At 64.0% G+C, this 18,905-nt stretch carries 17 protein-coding genes; 8 read left to right on the top strand and 9 right to left on the bottom strand.

All coding sequences use genetic code 11. The annotated features are described in order from the left end of the window. Nucleotides 1-304: 304 nt before the first annotated feature. Nucleotides 305-1,036 (top strand): transglutaminase-like cysteine peptidase, encoded by a 732-nt coding sequence (locus IVB26_RS04020; protein ID WP_247970677.1) that lies wholly within the window; start codon nucleotides 305-307, stop codon nucleotides 1,034-1,036. A gap of 175 nt (nucleotides 1,037-1,211) precedes the next feature. Further along, entirely contained in the window at nucleotides 1,212-2,324 is a 1,113-nt protein-coding gene (locus IVB26_RS04015) for a lysozyme inhibitor LprI family protein (protein ID WP_247970676.1), read from the top strand. 196 nt (nucleotides 2,325-2,520) lie between these two features. On the opposite strand, the gene IVB26_RS04010 is transcribed toward IVB26_RS04015, so the two are convergent. The 6 genes from IVB26_RS04010 to IVB26_RS03985 form a co-directional block, all read right to left on the bottom strand. Next, nucleotides 2,521-3,720 carry an ABC transporter substrate-binding protein gene (locus tag IVB26_RS04010; RefSeq protein WP_247970675.1) on the bottom strand — a complete coding sequence of 400 codons (1,200 nt, stop codon included), beginning with the start codon at nucleotides 3,718-3,720 and terminating at the stop codon, nucleotides 2,521-2,523. 139 nt (nucleotides 3,721-3,859) lie between these two features. Continuing rightward, nucleotides 3,860-5,698, bottom strand: coding sequence for an AMP-dependent synthetase/ligase (locus IVB26_RS04005; RefSeq protein WP_247970674.1), 1,839 nt, complete (start codon nucleotides 5,696-5,698; stop codon nucleotides 3,860-3,862). 95 nt (nucleotides 5,699-5,793) lie between these two features. After that, a complete protein-coding gene (locus tag IVB26_RS04000; RefSeq protein ID WP_247973053.1) occupies nucleotides 5,794-6,582 on the bottom strand; it encodes an ABC transporter ATP-binding protein in 789 nt (262 codons plus the stop codon). Nucleotides 6,583-6,586: 4 nt separating this feature from the next. Further along, nucleotides 6,587-7,345, bottom strand: coding sequence for an ABC transporter ATP-binding protein (locus IVB26_RS03995; protein ID WP_246919856.1), 759 nt, complete (start codon nucleotides 7,343-7,345; stop codon nucleotides 6,587-6,589). Then, entirely contained in the window at nucleotides 7,342-8,493 is a 1,152-nt protein-coding gene (locus IVB26_RS03990) for a branched-chain amino acid ABC transporter permease (RefSeq protein WP_247970673.1), read from the bottom strand. The genes IVB26_RS03995 and IVB26_RS03990 overlap by 4 nt, the downstream gene beginning before the upstream one ends. 5 nt (nucleotides 8,494-8,498) lie before the next feature. Then, nucleotides 8,499-9,374, bottom strand: coding sequence for a branched-chain amino acid ABC transporter permease (locus tag IVB26_RS03985; RefSeq protein WP_247970672.1), 876 nt, complete (start codon nucleotides 9,372-9,374; stop codon nucleotides 8,499-8,501). A 263-nt stretch (nucleotides 9,375-9,637) separates the two neighbouring features. Here IVB26_RS03985 and IVB26_RS03980 point away from each other — a divergent pair, with 263 nt between their 5' ends. Next, nucleotides 9,638-10,387: an ABC transporter ATP-binding protein gene (locus tag IVB26_RS03980; protein WP_247970671.1), complete on the top strand. Its 750-nt coding sequence runs from the start codon at nucleotides 9,638-9,640 to the stop codon at nucleotides 10,385-10,387. After that, complete coding sequence (locus tag IVB26_RS03975) at nucleotides 10,384-11,910, top strand: permease (RefSeq protein ID WP_247970670.1); 1,527 nt, start codon at nucleotides 10,384-10,386, stop codon at nucleotides 11,908-11,910. The genes IVB26_RS03980 and IVB26_RS03975 overlap by 4 nt, the downstream gene beginning before the upstream one ends. 25 nt (nucleotides 11,911-11,935) lie before the next feature. On the opposite strand, the gene IVB26_RS03970 is transcribed toward IVB26_RS03975, so the two are convergent. Beyond that, nucleotides 11,936-13,036, bottom strand: coding sequence for an acyltransferase family protein (locus IVB26_RS03970; protein ID WP_247970669.1), 1,101 nt, complete (start codon nucleotides 13,034-13,036; stop codon nucleotides 11,936-11,938). Between the two features lie 391 nt (nucleotides 13,037-13,427). On the opposite strand from IVB26_RS03970, the gene IVB26_RS03965 reads away from it, so the two are divergent. The 3 genes from IVB26_RS03965 to IVB26_RS03955 all read left to right on the top strand — a co-directional run bounded on the left by IVB26_RS03965 (nucleotide 13,428) and on the right by IVB26_RS03955 (nucleotide 16,136). Next, on the top strand, nucleotides 13,428-14,240 hold the full coding sequence (locus tag IVB26_RS03965) for an MBL fold metallo-hydrolase (RefSeq protein WP_247970668.1): 813 nt from the start codon (nucleotides 13,428-13,430) through the stop codon (nucleotides 14,238-14,240). 65 nt (nucleotides 14,241-14,305) lie between these two features. After that, complete coding sequence (locus IVB26_RS03960) at nucleotides 14,306-14,827, top strand: hypothetical protein (RefSeq protein WP_247970667.1); 522 nt, start codon at nucleotides 14,306-14,308, stop codon at nucleotides 14,825-14,827. Nucleotides 14,828-15,083: 256 nt separating this feature from the next. Then, nucleotides 15,084-16,136 (top strand): amidohydrolase family protein, encoded by a 1,053-nt coding sequence (locus IVB26_RS03955; RefSeq protein ID WP_247970666.1) that lies wholly within the window; start codon nucleotides 15,084-15,086, stop codon nucleotides 16,134-16,136. Between the two features lie 72 nt (nucleotides 16,137-16,208). On the opposite strand, the gene IVB26_RS03950 is transcribed toward IVB26_RS03955, so the two are convergent. Continuing rightward, a complete protein-coding gene (locus IVB26_RS03950; RefSeq protein WP_247970665.1) occupies nucleotides 16,209-16,664 on the bottom strand; it encodes a cupin domain-containing protein in 456 nt (151 codons plus the stop codon). A gap of 568 nt (nucleotides 16,665-17,232) precedes the next feature. Between IVB26_RS03950 and IVB26_RS03945 the strand changes: the two genes are divergently transcribed. Beyond that, nucleotides 17,233-17,454: a hypothetical protein gene (locus IVB26_RS03945; protein ID WP_247970664.1), complete on the top strand. Its 222-nt coding sequence runs from the start codon at nucleotides 17,233-17,235 to the stop codon at nucleotides 17,452-17,454. A gap of 131 nt (nucleotides 17,455-17,585) precedes the next feature. Here the strand turns inward: IVB26_RS03945 and IVB26_RS03940 are convergent, their stop codons facing one another. After that, entirely contained in the window at nucleotides 17,586-18,842 is a 1,257-nt protein-coding gene (locus tag IVB26_RS03940; protein WP_247970663.1) for an aminopeptidase, read from the bottom strand. Nucleotides 18,843-18,905 lie beyond the last annotated feature (63 nt).

Raw genomic sequence — 18,905 nt, 5'->3', positions numbered from 1 at the left:
ACCTAACTAACAGAACCCCATGAAATAGGGGGTTGTTAGCCATAGGGATGCAGATTCGGCACTTCCACAACCCTTGCCTGCAATTGGCTCCCTTTCGCGGCAACGGGACACCCTTAGCCCCCGAATCGTAAAATTTTACGCAATTTGGGCAGGCCCGTTTCAGCCTGATCCCCGGTTTTGGGAACCCCTCCCGGCGCGTTAAGCAGAACAAAACGGCCCGTCTCGCACTATCTCCACGAAAGCAACAAAGCCCGGCACGTCGAGGTCGAGAGGGACCTGGCGAAGCCCGGGAAGGGGATGTCAGATGGAGACGGCTGCTCGCTCGCGCGCCTGGCGCGCAATCCTTGTCCTGTGCGGATTGATCCTGCTCGGATCGACCGCCGAGCTCCGCGCCGGCACGCTGCTGTCGCCGGGAGCAGGCCTTCTCGTGCGCAAATCCGCCGAGCCGTTCGGCGTGTTCGCCTTCGCCATCTCGTCCGGCAGCCTGCAGAAGAAATGGTCCGCGCTGAAGCACAGGTTCGACGACGACATGGTGCAGCTTGCGCTCTGCGACGGCGACCGGGACAATTGCGTATCGCCCGCGGCCCTGAAGCTGCTCGCCATCGTCGACCAGGCCCGCGCCCGCGACGGCCGCGCACGGCTCGGCGAGACCAACCGCGCCATCAACCTCGCCATCCGGGCCGCCAATGACGGCATCGACGACGTCTGGAGCTCGCCGCTTGCGACCTTCGCCCGCGGCGTCGGCGATTGCGAGGACTACGCCATCGCCAAGCTGGCCGCGCTGCGGCTGGCGGGCATTGCGCCCGAGGACCTCCGCATCGTCGTGGTGCGCGACGTCAGGGTCGGCGAAGAGCATGCGGTTGTCGCCGCGCGTCTCGACGGGCGCTGGCTGATGCTCGACAACCGCCGCATGGCGATGGTCGAGGACGACGCTGCGCAGAGCTACCAACCGCTGTTCGCGCTCTACCAGTCGGCCGTGCTGAAATATGTCGATGAGCCCGCGCGATTCTCGATGGTCGCCGCCGCGGCTAATTGATCGTCCCGTAGCCCGGATGGAGCGCAGCGAAATCCGGGGCCGCTGTCGCTTATCGCACGAATCCCGGATTGCGCTGCGCTCCATCCGGGCTACCCACCAGACCATCCCACACAACCCCATTCCACCGCGCTATCCGAACCGCTAGCATGGCGCCTTCCATGCGGGGGCGACTGGAATGCGGTTCATCGTGCTGACTGTGCTTGCGCCGCTGGCGCTCGCGACACCCGCGTCCGCGCAGTCTGACCACGCCATCGCCGACAGGCTGCCGCTGTTCGCCAAGAACAACTGCCAGCAGATTCGCGACCCCGGCAATCAATTGTTCTGCGGCGATGCCACGCTCGCCGCGGCCGCCGAGAAGCTGAGCGCGGCGATCGAGGGGCGGCTCGCCCGCCTGCCCGACCGCCTGCCTGGGATCGAAGAAAATGCGATCTGGATCCGCCAGCGCAACCTCAGCTGCGGCATCGTCGGCCAGACCGCGATCCGCACCGACGACTTCGACCGGGTGAAGGCCTGCCTGCTCAAGGTGACCGAGGAGCGCGCCGCGATCGTGCGCGATCCTGATTTCGACTGCCTTGCGGCCAACACCGCGGCGGGCGCGCTGATCTGTGCGGACCCGTCGCTGGCGCTGGCGGAAACGGAGCTCAACGGCGAGGTGCTCGGCCTGATCGGCAAGCTGGATCCGACCGCGGCGCGCTTTGCCTTCGCCGAATATGGCAGGTGGACGCGCGAGCGCGATCGCAAATGCAATCTGGTCGGCAAGGAGAATGTGCCGCTTCAGGAGCTCGAAACCGCGGAGGAGTGTCTTGCGGATCATTTGAGGCGCAAGACCGACGAGATCCGCGCGGCGAAGGGTGCCCCCAAGAAGGTGTTCGGCCGGCAGGTCGCGGCCCGCATCCCCGACACCGACGCGGTCGACTTCTGCGCGGCGCGCATCCATGCGGCCAATTCGTGCGGCAACTTCCTCCGCATCAACCGCGTCTACGCGCTCGACAGCCAGGTGACCGAGCAGGAAGCGCAAGTCACGGGCGAGATCGAGATGGCCGTGCTGGCGCCCTTCACCATGTGCAGCAAGGTCGCCTCCAACTGCACCGGCACCTGCTGGGACGCCAGGACGGGGCGGCCGCAGCCCGGAGCCGGCAACAAGGAGCGCTCGGCCGAAGCCTTCAACGTGACGCGCCGGCTGCGTATCCAGCGGACTTTTGCCTTCGTGAAAGCTGCCGACGGCTGGCGTTGCCGGGAGGACGAACTGGCCCCGGTGAATTCGGGGACGGCGAGCGGGGGGTCGTAGGGCTCTAACCGTTGCGCTTTCTTCCTTCTCCCCCTGTGGGAGAAGGTGGCGCGAAGCGCCGGATGAGGGGTGCTCTCCACTCGCACGACTGTTCGTGAGGAAAGATACCCCTCACCCGGCTCGCCGCTATGCGGCGATCCACCCTCTCCCGCAAGGGGAGAGGGTGCACCGGTCGTGTCGCGAGAGCCGCCCTTCATCAAAACATCAGATTGTCCTTCACCAGCACCCAGCGGCCGTTCTTCACCTGCTGCACCTGGGTGACGGTCGTGGCGAGATGGTTGGACTTCGAGAACACGGTCGGCGGCGAATTGAAGATATCCTGGAACTTGTCGCCGGACTCGAGCGCGTCGAGCATCTTCTGGCCAGTGAGATCCTTGCCAGCCTTGTTGGCATAATGCGCGAACGTCATCACCGCATTGTAGCCGATGATCGCCTGGGTGTTGGCGTCGGCGTTGAACATCTTCTTATAATTGACGAGCCAGTCCTTCACCTTTCCCTTCGCGGTGTCTTCGTAAGGAATTTCGAAGTTCGAAGCGGCATACAAGCCTTCCACCACTTCCTTGCCGAGCGCCGGCACTTCGAGCACGTTAACGGGCGTGGCACCGAGGAAGGTGACCTCCCAGCCGAGCTTCTTGGCCTCGGTCATGGTGCCGATAGGCTCACGCAGGACGGCGCCGAGCACGACGAGGTCGCAGCCGTCGGACTTCATCTTGGCGACCTGCGCCGAGAAGTCGGAGGCGCCGCGCTTGTAGCTCGTGATCGACGCCGGCTGCACCTTCATGGCGGCGAGCTGCTGGTTGAAGCCATCGAGCACGTTTTTTCCGTACTCGTCGTCCTGATGCATAATGCATGGCTTCTTGAAATTCTTTGCCTCAATCATGTATTTGAGCGCCGCGCGCGTGCTCTCGACATAGGGCAGCAAATTGTTGAACTTCAACCGTTCCTGCGGCTTGGCCGGATCGAACTTGAAGGTGAACTCGGCCGCCGTCAGCGGAAACAGCTGAAGCACGCCGGCGTCGAGCAGGATGTCCTGCGCGGCGAGCACGGTCGGCGATCCCATCGGTCCCACCATCGCGAAGATCTTGTCGCGCTCGATCAGCTTCTGCGAAGCCAGCACGGCCTTCTTCGGATCGTAGCCGCTGTCCTCGACGACCAGCCGGATCTTGCGGCCGTTGATGCCGCCCGCCGCATTGACCTCCTCGGTCGCCATCTTCATGCCGTTGGAAACCGGGACGCCCCAGCCCTTGATCGGGCCCGACAGATCCTGATGGGTGCCGACGACGATCTCGCTTGCCGAGATGCCCTCATTGGTGACCTTGGTTTGCGCTGTGGCCGGCAGACAGGTGAGCGCCAGCGCACTCACAGCAAGGCCGAACGTTCCGAACGATCTCGACATTGACGTCTCCTCTCCTAAAGGCCCGTGTTACGCTAAGGGCGGGGGCCATCGCTCCTTCGCTTTCCCAAACGTGCTTTTCCCTTTTGCGCATGCCCCTCTCGGAAAACCGGTTCCCACTTTTCCAGGGCATGCGCATGCCTCACGCCACGGCGCGCTGGCGATACATCTCTTCGATCTCGGCGGCGTAGCGCTTGTTCACGAAACCGCGCTTCAGCTTCATGGTCGGCGTCAGTTCTTCGTCTTCCGGCGTGAGCTGGCGCTCGATCAGGTAGAACTTCTTGATGGTCTCGACGCGGGCAAAATTGCCGTTGACGTGCTCGATCTCGCGGCCGATCAGGTCCTGGATCTCCGTCGCCCGGCACAGGCTGGCATAATTGGTGAAGGGGATGTCGTGGTCCTGCGCGAACTTCTCGACGTTCTCTTGGTCGATCATCACGAGGCAGGTGAGGTATGGCCGCTTGTCGCCGATCACCACGGCGTCCGAGATGTAGGGCGAGAATTTGAGCTGGTTCTCGATCTCGGACGGCGTGATGTTCTTGCCGCCTGAGGTGATGATGATGTCCTTCATCCGGTCCGTGATCCGGACAAAGCCTTCATTGTCGATGGTGCCGACGTCGCCGGTGTGCAGCCAGCCGCGGGAATCGAGGGTCTCGGCGGTCTTCTCCGGCTGGTTCAAATAGCCCATGAACAGGAAGTCGCCCTTGATCAGGATCTCGCCATCGGGCGACAGCGCGACCTCGCCCCAGGGCACCGCCGTGCCGACCGAGCCGAGCTTGATCCGCTCCGCCGGCATCATGGTGGCGACACCGCAATTCTCGGTCTGGCCGTAGAGCTCGTGCATGTCGATGCCGAGCGCGAGATACCAGCGGATCAGCTCCGGCGCGATCGGCGCCGCCCCGGTGAAGGCGATGCGGCAACGATCGAGCCCGATCATGCGGCGGATGTTGCGGAATGCGACCCGGTAGGCGATGCGGCTCGCGAGCCGTAGCGGCGGTGGCGGCGCCTTACCCTCGAGCCTGTAGTCGACCATGCGGTAGCCAATGTCGATGGCGCGGCGATAGACCCATTGCTGCAGCGGCGTCGCATCCTTCAGCGCGATCGTGATGGCGGAATAGAATTTCTCCCAGATACGCGGCACCGCGAGGAAGACCGTCGGCTGCACCTCGCGCAGATTGTCCGGCACGGTCTCCGGGCTCTCGGCGAAATTCATCACCGAGCCGAGCGCGACCGAGATGTAGTAGCCGCCGATGCGTTCGGCGACGTGGCAGAGCGGCAGGAAGATCAGCCGCTCGTCGTCCTCTTGCGCCGGAATGAAGTCGTTGGCATGCCGCATCTGGTGCGTGACGCTGCGGTTCGCATGCATCGCGCCTTTGGGCGGACCGGTCGTACCGGATGTATAGACGAGAATCGCGAGATCGCCGGCGCCGCGGCTGTCGATCATCTCCTGCCACAGCGCTTCGCGGCCGACCATGTGGTTGCGACCGAGCGCGCGAAACTCGTCGAGCGACATCACCATGTCGTCGGAGAAACCGCTGAGGCCCTCCATGTCGAACACGACGATCTTCTGCAAGCTCGCGCAGCGCGCGCGGCAGGCGAGGATCTTGTCGAGCTGCTCCTCGTCCTCGGCGAAGATCACTTTCGTTCTGGAATCGTTGACGAGATATTCGACCTGGGACGACGCATCGGTCGGGTAGATGCCCGAGGCGACGCCGCCCGCGCACAGGATGCCCATGTCGGCATGGACCCATTCGGGAACGGCGTTGGCGATGATGGAGGCGACGTCGCCGGGCATGAAGCCGGAGGCGCGAAGCGCGTAGGCAATCTCCTTCGATATCTCCAGCCACTCGCGCCAGCTCGTCGGCTGCCAGATCCCGAATTTCTTCTCGCGGATCGCCGGCCGCTCGCCCCGCATCTCGGCAGCGCGCAAAAAGCTCTTTGCGATCGTATCAGCGACCGTCAGCACCGCCAGTCGGGCCATGCGCCTCTCCTCCTTGTCGCTCTCCCCTCCGCTGCCTGCCTTGCCGGCGGTCTTTGCTTGCGGATGGGCAATCTCATCTTACTGCCAGCTCTTCCTCACCGCCACGTCTTCTTCTTTTTCCAGCGCCGCTCGCCCCGCGCGCCCGCTTCCTTGGCGCCAAGGTAGAACTCCTGGATGTCCTGGGAATGCATCAAGCGGTCGCAGCTGTCGTTCATCACGATGCGGCCGATCTCCAGCACGTAGCCGTAATGGGCCGTTTCCAGCGCCACCTTGGCGTTCTGCTCGACCAGCAGGATCGACATGCCCTGCTCCTCGTTGACGCGGCGGATGATGGTGAAGATCTCCTTCACCAGCAGCGGCGACAGGCCGAGCGAGGGCTCGTCGAGCAAGAGCAGCGTCGGCCGGTTCATCAGGGCGCGGCCGATCGCGAGCATCTGCTGCTCGCCGCCGGAGAGCTGGCCGGCCGGCTGGTTGATGCGCTCCCTCAGGCGCGGGAAATAACCGTAAACCCGCTCCAGATCCTCCGCGACGCCGTCGCGGTCCTTGCGCGGATAGGCCCCCATCATCAGGTTCTCGCGCACGGACAGGAACGGAAACACCTCGCGCCCCTCCGGCACGTGGCTGAGGCCGAGCCGCACGATCCTGTCGGCTTCCATGCGCTGGATCGGCTTGCCCATGAATTCGATCGAGCCCTTCTGCGGATCGAGAATGCCCGAGATGGTCTTCAGGACCGTGGTCTTGCCGGCGCCATTGGCCCCCAGCAGCGTGACGATGCGGCCGCGCGGCACTTCCAGCGAGATGCCGCGGATCGCCATGATCGGCCCGTAATAGCTCTCGACGTTGGAGAGCTTCAGGATGGTCTCGGGTGTCGCGATCGCATCCATCGCCTCAGGCTCCCAGATACGCAGCGACGACATCGGGATGCTGCTGCACCTCGGCCGGCGAGCCCATCGCGAGCACCCTGCCGTAGTTCAGCGCGATGACGCGATCGGAGACGCGGTTGACCAGCGACATGTCGTGCTCGACCATCAGCACGGTGATGCCGAGCTCGCTCTTCATGTCGCGGATCCAGAACGACATGTCGTCGGTCTCCTCGACATTGAGGCCGGACGACGGCTCGTCGAGCAGGATCAGCTTCGGCTCCGAGCAAAGTGCGCGCGCGAGCTCGATCACCTTGCGCACGCCGTAAGGCAGGCCGGAGATCAGCTTGTCGCGATAGGGCTCAAGATCGAGGAATTCGATGACCTGCTCGACCCTGCGGCGATGCACCTTCTCGTTCGCGCGCACGCTCGGCAGGAACAGGAGCTCCTGCCACAGCTGCGTGGTCGAGTGCCGATGGCGGCCGACCAGGAGGTTGGAGAGCACGGTCGCATTCTCGAACAGCTCGATGTTCTGGAAGGTCCGTGCGATGCCGAGTTTTGCGATGTCGTAAGGTGGCTCCTGCGTGATGTCCTGGTCCTCGAAGAAGATTCGGCCCGAGGTCGGCCGGTAGATGCGCGAGATCAGGTTGAAGATCGAGCTCTTGCCCGCACCGTTCGGCCCGATGATCGACAGGATCTCGCCCTTCTCGACCGCGAAGGACACCGCATCGACCGCCTTCAGGCCCCCGAAATGCAGCGACAGGTTCTCGGCGCGGAAATAGCTCATCGGTTCCGCTCCGACTTCACGTAGATCTTCTGCCGCTTGAAGGTTGCGCGCTTGTAGAGCGGGAACAGCTGGAAGAAGAGCTTGATCTTCAGCCAGCGGCCATAGAGCCCGAGCGGCTCGAACAGCACGAACAGCACGATGATGATGCCGTAGATCGCGCCCTTCAGGCCGTTGAGCGAGGCGAAGGCCGCGACCTTCGACTGGATGGCTCCCGCGGTGGCCGGGCCGGCGCCGAATGTCGCGGCGATTCCTCCGATCATGCCGGGCAGGTCGTCCTTCAGGTACGTCAGGAACGGATCGATCATCACGATGAAGATCGCGCCCAGCACCGCGCCATGCAGGCTGAATGTGCCGCCGATCAGAATCACGATGATGAACTCGATCGAAAGCTGCAGCGTGAACATCTCCGGCGAGATGAAGGAGAGCTTGTGGGCAAACAGCACACCGGCAAAGCCGGTGATCGCCGCCGAGATCGCAAAGGACTTCACCTTGTAGAGCGCGACATTGACGCCCATGCTGCGTGCCGCCGTCTCTGAATCGCGGATCGCGACGAAGGCGCGTCCCGTCGGCGAGCGCAAGAGATTCAGCGTACCGATGATGGTCAGCACCAGCACGGAGAGGCAGAGGAAGTAGAAGGTGGGGCTGTCGCGCGGCACCGCGACGCCGAGCAGCGACAGCGTCTTGACCCGCATGCCCTCGTTGCCGTGGGTGACGCTTTCCCAGCGCGCCAGGATCTCCTCGACGATCAGGGCAAACGAGATGGTGGCGATGACGAGGTAGATGCCGGTCAGGCGCAGGGCGGGAAAGCCGACCAGCGCGCCGATCAAGCCGGTCAACGCGCCGGCGGCGAGGAAATAGACCGGGAACGGCACGTTGTATTTCTGCAAATAGGCCGCCGTGTAGGCTCCGATGGCAAGGAATGCGGCGTGGCCGAGCGAGGCCTGGCCGGTAAAGCCGGTCAGGATCAGCAGCGCGACGCCGACGGTCGCATAGATGCAGACGAAGACGAGCTGGCTCATCAAATAGCTGGAGAGCACGAAGGGCGCGATCAACAGCAGGGCGAGCAGGATTCCGTAAGAGACCAGATAGCCCGAATGCGGGATCAGCTTGATGTCGTCCTCATAGTCGGTCTTGAACAGGAAGCGCATGGTGTTCAGACCTTCTTGCGGACGTGGCGGCCGAACAGGCCTTCAGGCTTCAAGAGCAGCACCGCGAGCAGCACGAGGTACGGCGCGACGTCCTTCCACCCTTCGGGCAGGTAGAAGCCGGCCATGCTCTCGATCACGCCGATCAGGACGCCGCCGACCACCGCCCCCGGGATCGAGCCGAAGCCGCCGAGCACCGCGGCGGGAAACGCCTTCAGGCCAAGCACGAGACCGACATTGGAATGGATGAAGGTGATCGGCGCCAGCAGCACGCCGGCGCAGGTCGCGACCGCCGCGCTGATCGCCCAGACGATCGACACCACGCGTTTGACGGGGATGCCCATGTAGTAGGCGGCGAGCATGTTCTCGGAACTGGCGCGCATCGCAGTGCCGAGCGTTGTCTTGTTGAAGAAGAGATAGAGCAGCGTGCACAGGATCATCGTCGCCGCGATCACCGACAGCTTGTCATAGGCGAGCACCAGCGACCCGATCCGCAGCACGCCCTGGCTGAACGGAGTCTCGATCTTCAGATCATCGGTGCCCCAGATCATGCCGGCGATCGAGCGCAGGAAATAGCCGAGCCCGATCGTCGCCATGATGATGGAGAATTGCGGATAGCCGAGGATCGGCCGCACCACCACGCGCTCCGCCAGCATGCCGAACAGCGCCATCGCGGCCACCGCACCGGCAAAACCGATCCAGTAGTTCAAGCCCATCATGCCGATGAAGGTGAAGGCGAAGAAGCCGCCGAGCATCATCAGGTCGCCCTGGGCGAAATTGACGACCTCGGTGGCCTTGTAGACGAGCACGAAGCCGAGCGCGATCAGCCCGTAAACGCAGCCGAGCGCAACACCGCTGACCAGCTGCTGAACGAAATCCAGCATCGACGCGCGTCCTCCCGATACAACCGGCGGCTCTTTCCGACCGCCTTGCCGCATCTTGTGTCCAGTCGCTACGCAGTCGTTTCGCTGCGTTGGCGCCATTTGTCCGGAACCAATTCAGCCTGAACCGTCCAGCGCTGTCAACAAACGGTGACTTGCCTTTAGTCCAATCCGGAGCGCGGAATTTGCGGCAGCGCGATTCACGGTGCCGAAACATCTTCGGGTCCATGGTCGCGGGCGATGCAAAACCGGATGGTGTGGCCGTCATGAAGCCGGACAGCTCGGCACTGGAAGTCCTGGGGTTAACGAAGCGTTTTGACCGTCTGGCGGTCGACGGCCTCGATCTCACCGTCCACGCCGGCGAATTCTACGCCCTGGTCGGCCCCAACGGCGCCGGCAAGACAACGACTTTGCGCATGGTCGCGGGCCTGCTGCGCCCCGATGCGGGCGCGGTCTCGATCTTCGGCACCGATGCGCTCCAAAACCCCGTTGCCGCCAAGCAGGTGATGGCGTGGGTCTCCGACGAGCCGATGATCTACGACAAGCTGACCCCGCTCGAATATCTCGAATTCGTCGCCGGCCTCTGGGGCATCGCGCCGTCGGCCTCGGAGCCGGTCGCGCAGGAGCTGCTCGGCTCGCTCGGCCTCGAGCCGCACCGGCACGAGCGCTGCGAGGGCTTTTCCAAGGGCATGCGCCAGAAGGTGGCGCTGGCCGGCGCGCTGGTACACGATCCCCGCCTCATCATCCTCGACGAGCCGCTGACGGGGCTCGATGCCGTCTCCGCCCGCCACGTAAAGGGTCTTCTCAGCGCGCGCGTCCGCGCCGGCTGCACCGTCATCATGACAACCCATATTCTCGAAGTAGCCGAGCGGATGGCGGACCGCATCGGCGTGATCGCCTCGGGCCGCCTGGTCGCCGAAGGCACGCTCACCGAATTGCGCCAGCAGAACGGCCATGCCGACACCAGCTTGGAGGATCTCTTCATCGCGCTGGTGACGCTTCCGGAAGCCGCATGAGCTCGGCAACCGCGCTCTCCTGGTTTGCCCGCCACGAGCTCCGGCTCGCCTGGCGCGAATCGCTCGCCATGATGACCGGCGGACGACGCAAGCGGACGCGCGCCGCTGTCATCGGCCTGATCTGCTTCGCCGCGCTGCTGCACCTGCCGGCCTGGGCGGTGATCGGCCGCTTCGCCGATCTGCAATTGCCGCTCGACAAATCCTCGCTGATCGTGATCTCGGCGACGATTTTTCTCGCCTGGACGCTGATGCTGTCGCAGGCAATCGAATCGGTGACGCGGGTATTCTACGCCCGCGCCGATCTCGACCTGATCATGTCCTCGCCGGCAAGACTGGCCAATCTGTTCTCGGTCCGAATCGCCGCGATCGCGCTGACCGTCACCGCGATGGCGCTGCTGTTCTCGACACCCTTCATCGACGTGCTCGTGATCGGCGGCGGCGCGCGCTGGCTTGCGGCGTTCGGCGTCGTCGTCGCCATGGGTCTGTCAGCCGCCGCAGTCGCGATTGCCGTCACCATCCTGCTGTTTCGCCTGATCGGCCCGGCGCGGACGCGCCTAATTGCCCAGATCCTCGCCGCGATCATCGGCGCCGGCTTCGTGATCGCGCTCCAGGTCGCCGCGATCGTGTCCTACGGCACGCTGTCGCGCTTCACCATCCTGACCTCGGGTAGCCTGGCCGCTCATGCTCCCGATGTCGACAGCATCTGGTGGTGGCCGGCGCGGGCGGTGATGGGCGACAGCGAAGCGCTGCTGCTACTCCTGGCGCTCGGCTTGGTGCTGCTCGGAAGCGTCATGGCGATCTTCTCGCAGCGCTTTGCCGACACGGCGATCGATGCCGCAGCCTACGGCACCGCCGGCAGCAAGCGCGCTAAGGAGCGCCCATTCCGCGGCGGGTCGCGGCAACAGGCGCTGCGGCGCAAGGAATTCTCGCTGCTCTGGCGCGATCCCTGGCTGATCTCGCAGACCCTGATGCAACTGCTATATCTGGTGCCGCCGGCGCTGCTGCTCTGGCGCAATTTTGCCGACAGCTCGGCGGCGCTGACGCTGATCACGCCTGTTGTCGTGATGGCGGCCGGACAGCTTGCCGGCGGGCTCGCCTGGCTGACGATCTCGGGCGAAGACGCCCCCGACCTCGTCGCAACCGCACCGCTGACGCCATCCAGCGTCACCCGCGCCAAGATCGAGGTGGTGCTGATCGCGATCGCCGTCATCTTCTGCCCGCTGGTCGCGGCGCTCGCGTTCGCCTCGCCCTACCAGGCCGCGATCAGTGCCGGCGCGATCATCATCAGCGCGGCTTCGGCGACCGCAATCCAGCTCTGGTTCCGGGTGCAGGCACGGCGCAGCCAATTCCGCCGCCGCCAGACCTCGTCGCGGCTCGCGACCTTCGCCGAAGCGTTCTCCTCGATCGGCTGGGCCGCGACGGCAGCGCTGCTGCTTGCGCTCCCCGCCGCGGGCCTCGTCAGCGGCCTGATCACCGCGAGCCTCGTTGCGATCACCTGGAAGTGCAGCCCAAGGCGGGAATGAGGCGCTTGCCCTCGAGCTGCGGACGTCAGGTGTCGAAAGCCGGCTGTGCACGGCGGACCGCGGCGACGTTCCGTCGATCCATCAAGCGCCTGACCCAGTTGCGCCCTGGCTCTTCAACAAGACGATACGTGGCGACCGACAGCAAGACAGTCAACAGCAGCATCGCGATTTGCAGGAGATCTCCAAGCCAAAGCGATCCATGCATGGAGACCACTTTCGTCGGCTCATAGCCCAAGCTCAACGCGTAATTGACGAACAGGTCCGTATGCCCAAGGCGCTCGACGACCATGAGGATCGCCCGCACCACGGCCCTGACGAGCGGATGCAGCATGTAGATCGAATAGGTCAGCATCCCGATTGCGAGCATGAACGGCACCGTCAGTTGGCGGCTGACCGCGCCAGCTTCACGGGCGAACACCAGAACGACCAGCGTAAACACCGCCGGCGAGGCCACCTGCAAAGTGACGCTGCTGCCGGCCAACGAGACATAACCGACGACGAGCAGGACGCTCGCCGTCTCCAGCAATGTCTCACCGGACGGCGTCAGGCGTACGCGCAACACCGGAAAGCGCTCTCGTAGATCGAACGAGAGAACGCCAAGCGCGAAGCCGTAAAGACAGCGCAGGAGACCGTAGTCGTAAGTCGCATTCATCCCATCCGGGCTGATGGTGGCGAGCACGACCGGCCCGGCAATGATCGGGATCAGCCAGGGCCAGATCGCCGGTCCGATCCTGCTGACGACCGCGGCGAAGATCACATAGGCGGCGAATTCGGCGCTGATGCTCCAGCTCGCGAAGTTCAGCCAGTTCTGCGGGTTGACGCCGAGCCCCTGCAGCAGAAGAACATTGGTGACGATGGCCTGCAGGAGGTTCGGGCCAACACCGTCCTTCGCAGCGTCGATGGGAATGAACAGCAGCAACGTCACAAGATGCAGCGGATAAATCCGCCCGAGCCGCAGGAGGAGAAAGCGGCCCGCGCCGAAGCCCTCAGCAAGGCGCGAACGATAGTTCGACGCGATGACAAAGCCGCTCAACACGAAGAAGAAATCGACGAACAGATAGGCATTTCTGGTGAGCGGCAGGAAAGACAGATGGCTGATCACGTCGAAGTGGAACAGCGCAACCATGCAGGCACAGATGCCACGCCAGCTGTCGAGCGCATGATATCGAGTGATATTTGCAGCCGCGTTCATTGGACATGGGTAGGCAAGACCCGACACCGGAACAAGCCGAGGCTGAGTCTATGCTTAATGTGGTCGCGGCCCGAGCCCGAGGCGACCCCGGACCGCTTGCAAGCCGGCTGGGCCGGCGTCGCCCCCGATGTCTCCACCTGTGCGTTGAGCATCCAGAACACCAGCGGCGCGATGTTGAGCTGGCCTCGCGCCGGATTGCCGGCGCCTTGAAACTTCGTCCGCGGCGGGAGTGAGGGTGCGACACTGACGCGCTGTTGATCGCAGCCCATTGGCCACGCACTGCATTGCACGCTAGACTTTCCCCTGACACATCGGGGACGGATGCATGTGGCGATTGGTTTCGGCAGCTCTGGCGCTGTTCAGCGTATCCTTCGCACCTAGCCTCGCCCAGCAGCCGCCGCGCAGCGAATGCCTGGCGATGGCCAATGCCGCGCCGCGGGCCATGCCGGTCGCGTTCCGGCAGGCCGCGGGCCCCGCCGAGGTCGAGATCACTTACGCCGGCCATTCCACCTACTACATCGACACGCCCGCGGGCCTGCGCATCGCCACCGACTATAGCGGCGCCTATCAGGTCGGCCGGCTGCCCGATGTCGCCACCATGAACCGCGCCCACAGCACGCACTACACCTTATTCCCGGACAGGCGCATTCCCCACGTGCTGCATGGCTGGAGCGAGGACGGCAAGCCGGCGATCGTGTCGGAGCGCATCAGTGACACCTTCGTCCGCAATGTCACGACGGACATCCGCCGCTATTTCGGTGACGACGCCGGCGCCGACATGATCCGCGACGGCAATTCGATCTTCATCTTCGAGGTCGCGGGTCTCTGCATCGGCCATCTCGGCCACCTCCATCACAAGCTCGACGACAGCCATTTCGCCCAGATCGGACGGCTCGATATCGTGATGGTGCCGATCGATGGGACCTACACCATGACGCTGGGAGGCATCTCCGAGATTACCAAGCGGCTGCGCGCCTCCGTCGTGCTGCCGATGCATCGCTTTGCCACGCCGCTCGACGATTTCATGCGCCGGATCGGGCAGGACTTCGAGATCGACCGTCGCACCGAACGCTCGTTCCGGATGTCGCGGGATGCGCTGCCCTCGACGCCGACGGTGATCATCCTCGACGGAGTCTGAGGCGCAATTTTCTCCAAGTCGGCCGTCGGCCGGTCGTGCTGATTTCCTCTCAACAGGAGATCGACATGACCGACTTTGGCAGACTTTTGCACGCGGACGGACCAAATCCCGAGCATGCGGCGGCGCTTCAGCTCTATGGCCGCTTCGTCGGCGACTGGGAGGCCGAAATCACCGCCCACGGCTCCGATGGCGCGAAACATAGCACGCCCGGAGAAATCCATTTTGGTTGGGTGCTGGAGGGCCGCGCCGTCCAGGACGTCTGGATCATTCCCCGCCGGGCAGGCTCTCAGACCTTTCCGATCGCCGGCAACTGGTACGGCACGACGCTGCGCGTTTACGATCCGTCCATCGATGCGTGGCGGATTTCCTGGTTCGATCCCGGCCGCAGCATCTTCCGCCAGCAGATCGGCCGTCTGCGTGGACAGGATATCGTGCAGGAAGGCACGACCGAAACCGGCGAGCTGACGCGCTGGAGCTTTACGGAGATCACCAGGGACTCCTTCCATTGGTGTGGGGAGGTCAAACCGGCCAATGCGGCGGACTGGCGGCTGATCGTCGAGGTGAGAGCGAAGCGGCGGTCGGGCTAAGGATCTGTTGGTTGAAGCCGTGGGCTCCGGGCACGCTGCAACCTCTCCCGCTTGCGGGGGAGGTCGGCGCGTAGCGCCGGGTGGGGGCTTTCTCCGTATCGGGAGTGTCCCGTTGCGGAAACACCCCCACCCCGCAAGCGGGAGAGGGAGCGCACCTCCTCCGCCGCTGCTATGGTGCTTTGAGCAACGCGCGCTGCTGCGTGACGAGGCGAGATGATAGGCTCCCGGCACAAAAAGCATGAAGGGAGCGACGCCGATGGCTGCAACCGGTGTGCCCGCCAATACGAGCGGGCTGTTCGTCGAGCCGCGCGAGGACTGGCTCGCGCTGCATCAGGAGGAGATCATCGATCCCTTGCGGCCGATCGTCGACCCCCATCACCATCTCTGGAATCGCGGGCACCGCTATCTGATCGAGGAGATGGCTGATGACATCGCCTCCGGCCACAGCATCCTCGCCACCGTCTATGTCGATTGCCGCTCGATGTACCGCGCGCATGGGCCCGAGGCATTCCGGCCTGTCGGCGAAGTCGAGTTCGCCAACGGCGTCGCCGCGATGAGCGCGAGCGGTGCTTACGGCAAGGCCGCGATCTGCGCCGGCATTGTCAGCCATGCCAATCTGCTGCAGGGCGACGCGGCCAAGCCGGTGCTGGAAGCCGAGATCGCGGCCGGCAACGGCCGCTTTCGCGGCATCCGGCATTCGTCGGCCTGGGACGAAGACCCTGCCGTTGCCGGCATGTATGCGAACAGGCCGAAGGGATTGTTGCGGGACCCGACCTTCCGCAAGGGATTTGCCTGCCTTGCACCATTGAAACTCAGCTTCGATGCCTGGCTATTCCATCCGCAGATCGGTGAGCTCACCGAGCTTGCGCGCGCCTTCCCCGACACCAGAATCGTGCTCGACCATTGCGGCGGCCCGGCCGGAATCGGCCGCTTTGCAGGGCGGCGCGAGGAGGTGTTTGCGCAATGGCGCACCTCGATCCGGGAGATCGCAAGATGCGAGAACGTGGTGGTCAAGCTCGGCGGGCTCGCAATGTGCCTGCTCGGCTACGACTTCCATCTGCGCGAAAGGCCGCCGTCATCCGAGGAGCTTGCCGCGGCCTGGCGGCCCTATATCGAAACCTGCATCGAGGCGTTCGGTCCCAGACGTGCGATGTTCGAGAGCAACTTCCCACCGGACAAGGGCCAATGCAGCTATCAGGTGATATTCAACGCCTTCAAGCGCATCGCCTCGTCACTGAGCGAGGCCGAGAAGACGGCGCTGTTTTCGCAGACCGCAATCGACGTCTACCGGCTCGAGCTGCCATCATGACAAGAAGAGGGGCCGGGATGTGATCCCGACCCCTCTTCGTCGTGGCCGCTGGGAAGCGTCCTTGAATAGAGACTAGCCGGCACCCATCAGCGAGGCCGGACGGCGCTCGCCGCTGGAGGTGAAGATCTTCTTCAGCTTGTTGACCACGCGGATCAGGAAGCCGATCATCACGGGATTGGTCTTGCGGCAGAAGGCGATCTTCTTGACGTGGCCCTCGACATGCCATTTGGCATGCGCGCCGTCGCGAAAGAAAATGACATCGCCAGGGCCGTAGCGCTTCGGCGGCATGCCATCGCTTTCGAGCACGATCGATCCTTCCATGATCATGATCGTCTCGTCGATATCGTAGTACCAGTTGAAGCGGCCTTCGGTGCAATGCCAGATGATAGTCTGAGCGGTGCCGTCGGCGCTGGTGGACAGCACGCGCGAGCGCGACACGGGATTACCCTCGATGACCCAGGACGGCTCGATCGGCCGCAGCTCGAGGTCGACATTGCAACTACCGATTTCAATCAATGCGCGCGACATCTTCTTCCCCAGGCGATATATTAAATATGGCCGGGTCTCGGCCCGGATTGTTGAGAATGACGTCGGGGACGCTAGTCATCGGTTTTTAATTCTTCCTTACGGAGGCCGCGAAAATCAGCCTGGAGTTGCGGAGGCAAAGCGGTTAACGCCGCGATTTCCCTGCAAATTCGCGCACATGAACCGATCCTTTCCGGGGTGCGACAAAGTGCGCGGAAGCACCAAAACGGAGCCACGCCGATGCCCCTCACGCCCGAGGTTGTGACAGCCGATCGCACGGTCGTCGCCCGGCTCATCAGCCTCGATGTCTCGTTCGTACCGGACGAGGAGCCCTGGTTCACCATCGACGGCATCGAAAACCCCCGACAGATCGGCAGTGCCGGCTCAGGCGGCGCGTTCGTGCTGCTGCCGTCGCAGAATATGCTCTACGTCTCATCGGAGGGCCGCGCAGGAATTATTGCCGGCACGTTCGAGGCGTTCGTCCAGCTCGTCGCCGCCCGCCCCTATTGGCTCGACATCCTCAAGTTCCGGCGGCGGCGACCTCCAGGAGATGCGGCGCGCGGCGGAGGCGATGGAGGCGACGCTCGCCGACGAGGACGAGATCAACGAGGCTCGCGACGAGATCCGCAGGAGCCTCGACCTTGGTGAGGCAGACGATGCCGTCGGCGCGCTCTACGAAGCAATCGCTGCTTCCGACGCCATCGTGCGGGCCACCGACGGCAGCCCGTTCACGACCCTGTTCAACCGGTTCAGCATTGACAACAATCCGATGCTGCGCAACGCGGCGGCGTGAACGCGTACAATGCCAGTTTGAGCGCTGAAGCTCCCACATCGTCGTGGCCGGGCTTGTCCCGGCCATCCACGTTTAACGGGCACAAAGAACGTGGATGCCCGGGACAAGCCCGGGCATGACGAACAGCGGCCTTACTTCGCCCACTCGCCCTTGCGGAACACCGGCACCTTGCTGCCGTCGGGCAAAATGCCGTCGATATCGGTCTCGGCCGAGCCGATCATCCAGTCGATATGGATCAGGCTCTGGTTGCCGCCTTGCGCCGCGATCTGCTGTGGGGTGAGCTGCGCGCCGTTGACGAAGCATTTCGAATAGCACTGGCCGAGCGCGATATGAGACGCTGCATTCTCGTCGAACAGTGTGTTGTAGAACAACAGCCCGCTCTGCGAGATCGGCGATGAATGCGGCACCAGCGCCACTTCGCCGAGGCGGCGGGCGCCCTCATCGGTGTCGAGCACCTTGTTCAGCACCTCCGCGCCGCGCGAGGCTTTTGCGTCCACGATCTTGCCGTCCTCGAAGCGCACGGCGATGTTGTCGATCAGCGTGCCCTGGTAGGACAGCGGCTTCGAGCTCACGACATGGCCGTAGACCCGGCGGCAATGCGGCGTGGTAAACACCTCTTCGGTCGGGATGTTGGCGTTGCAGCTGATGCCGTTCTTGGAGAGCGAGGCGCCGCCCTCCCATTCGTGGCCGTCGGCAAGGCCGATGGTGAGGTCGGTGCCCGGCCCCGAATACTGCAGAGCGCGGAAACGCTGGCCGTTCAGCCAATTGGTGCGCTCACGAAGCACCGCATTGTGGCTCGCCCAATTGTCCATCGCGTCCTCGCGGTCGACGCGGGACGCCGCGAAGATCGCATCGGCGAGCTTGCCGATCGCAACGTCCTCGGCATCATCAGGGAATACCTGCCTGGCCCAGGACGGGCTTGGATAGGCGATGATGTTCCAGTTGGTGTCAAAATTGACGATCTTTTCCAGCGCAGGCTGATAGGCCATCGAATTGGCCTTGCTGGCGCGCGCCACCTTGGAAGGATCCTCGTCCGACAGCAGCATCGGATTGTCGCCGACGATGGCGAGCCGCGCGGTGTTGTCCGAGAACGCCTTGGCCATGCCCTCGTAGAGCCAGCCGGCGGCACGATCGAAACTGCTGTCGTGGCCGTGGCGGTAGCGCGCCAGTGTCATCTCCTCGTCCGACAGGATCGGCGTCACGATGCCGGCACCGGCCTTGTAAGCATGCACGGCAATCCGTCGCACCAGCGGCAGAGCGATCGCGGGCGCGGTCAAAAGAAGATCCTGCCCCGGCCGCAAGCCCAGGCCCACCTTCACCGCCACCTCGGCCAGCCGGTCGAGTTTTGCGGGATCGATGGGAGGTGCGGAATTGCGGTGATCAGTCATGCGGGTCCCTCTGCCGAAAGTCTCTCGTTCAATCTAAGTCTAGCATCGTGAGGCGCAAGTGCG

This window comes from Bradyrhizobium sp. 195, from assembly GCF_023101665.1.
GTDB lineage: Bacteria > Pseudomonadota > Alphaproteobacteria > Rhizobiales > Xanthobacteraceae > Bradyrhizobium.
The sequence above is the reverse complement of the archived record's forward strand: the minus strand, read 5'-3'. Positions and strand labels throughout refer to the sequence as shown.

Excerpts from the sequence above, each read along its gene's own strand:
- IVB26_RS04020 (WP_247970677.1), top strand. The coding sequence starts at position 305 with ATGGAGACGGCTGCTCGCTCGCGCGCCTGGCGCGCAATCCTTGTCCTG.
- IVB26_RS04010 (WP_247970675.1), bottom strand. The coding sequence starts at position 3,720 with ATGTCGAGATCGTTCGGAACGTTCGGCCTTGCTGTGAGTGCGCTGGCG.
- IVB26_RS04005 (WP_247970674.1), bottom strand. The coding sequence starts at position 5,698 with ATGGCCCGACTGGCGGTGCTGACGGTCGCTGATACGATCGCAAAGAGC.
- IVB26_RS03960 (WP_247970667.1), top strand. The coding sequence starts at position 14,306 with ATGACCGACTTTGGCAGACTTTTGCACGCGGACGGACCAAATCCCGAG.
- IVB26_RS03990 (WP_247970673.1), bottom strand. The coding sequence starts at position 8,493 with ATGCGCTTCCTGTTCAAGACCGACTATGAGGACGACATCAAGCTGATC.
- IVB26_RS03995 (WP_246919856.1), bottom strand. The coding sequence starts at position 7,345 with ATGAGCTATTTCCGCGCCGAGAACCTGTCGCTGCATTTCGGGGGCCTG.
- IVB26_RS03945 (WP_247970664.1), top strand. The coding sequence starts at position 17,233 with ATGGAGGCGACGCTCGCCGACGAGGACGAGATCAACGAGGCTCGCGAC.
- IVB26_RS04000 (WP_247973053.1), bottom strand. The coding sequence starts at position 6,582 with ATGGATGCGATCGCGACACCCGAGACCATCCTGAAGCTCTCCAACGTC.
- IVB26_RS03965 (WP_247970668.1), top strand. The coding sequence starts at position 13,428 with ATGTGGCGATTGGTTTCGGCAGCTCTGGCGCTGTTCAGCGTATCCTTC.
- IVB26_RS03955 (WP_247970666.1), top strand. The coding sequence starts at position 15,084 with ATGGCTGCAACCGGTGTGCCCGCCAATACGAGCGGGCTGTTCGTCGAG.
- IVB26_RS03985 (WP_247970672.1), bottom strand. The coding sequence starts at position 9,374 with ATGCTGGATTTCGTTCAGCAGCTGGTCAGCGGTGTTGCGCTCGGCTGC.
- IVB26_RS03940 (WP_247970663.1), bottom strand. The coding sequence starts at position 18,842 with ATGACTGATCACCGCAATTCCGCACCTCCCATCGATCCCGCAAAACTC.
- IVB26_RS03950 (WP_247970665.1), bottom strand. The coding sequence starts at position 16,664 with ATGTCGCGCGCATTGATTGAAATCGGTAGTTGCAATGTCGACCTCGAG.
- IVB26_RS03975 (WP_247970670.1), top strand. The coding sequence starts at position 10,384 with ATGAGCTCGGCAACCGCGCTCTCCTGGTTTGCCCGCCACGAGCTCCGG.
- IVB26_RS03980 (WP_247970671.1), top strand. The coding sequence starts at position 9,638 with ATGAAGCCGGACAGCTCGGCACTGGAAGTCCTGGGGTTAACGAAGCGT.
- IVB26_RS04015 (WP_247970676.1), top strand. The coding sequence starts at position 1,212 with ATGCGGTTCATCGTGCTGACTGTGCTTGCGCCGCTGGCGCTCGCGACA.
- IVB26_RS03970 (WP_247970669.1), bottom strand. The coding sequence starts at position 13,036 with ATGGTTGCGCTGTTCCACTTCGACGTGATCAGCCATCTGTCTTTCCTG.